Origin of the sequence: Enterobacter cloacae complex sp. P16RS2 (genome assembly GCF_014982155.1) — a bacterium.
GTDB classification, from domain to species: domain Bacteria; phylum Pseudomonadota; class Gammaproteobacteria; order Enterobacterales; family Enterobacteriaceae; genus Enterobacter; species Enterobacter cloacae_M.
This window is the reverse complement of the sequence record NZ_JADCKW010000025.1, coordinates 1-472: the sequence shown is the minus strand read 5'-3', so window position 1 is coordinate 472 and position 472 is coordinate 1. Positions and strand designations below refer to the sequence as shown.

Annotated in this window: 1 pseudogene; it reads left to right on the top strand. The window is 32.8% G+C overall.

Annotated elements, in window-relative coordinates:
* Nucleotides 1-273 (top strand): annotated as a pseudogene (locus INF68_RS16480) (ATP-binding protein); the annotation flags it as partial.
* Between the last annotated feature and the right edge of the window lie 199 nt (nt 274-472).

Genomic DNA, 472 nt, shown 5'->3' with positions numbered 1-472 from the left:
TTGGCGACAGACATACCAAGAAAATTCATATGTCCAATGGATAAACCAGAAGCTACTTCAGGATTTGCCTCACCAATTCATTTATTACTTAACGAATCTTTTGGAACAAAGACCATTGGTGAATTCGCTTCCAAAAAAATAAATATAACCGTGAAAAATATCAAGGAAAACAAAATTACAAAAAAGGATCACTTCGTTATAAAATCGATAGACAACGAAATCCTTGGGAGAGAAATCATGAAACTAATTCCTTTACACGGTGATGTGAAATGATAATTTCAATTAAAAAAAATTGGTCGTCGATTGAGTCAAAGCACAATGCGTTCATCATGAAAAAAATACAAAAGCATTTAGATAAGGCTAAAAAATATCACGGACCAAAATCCTTAGCAACATATTTCGTTGATAAAACCAAAGATCTCATTACCTCAAATAACCTCAAGGACTTAGCTTTAGCTGCAAGATACTACGA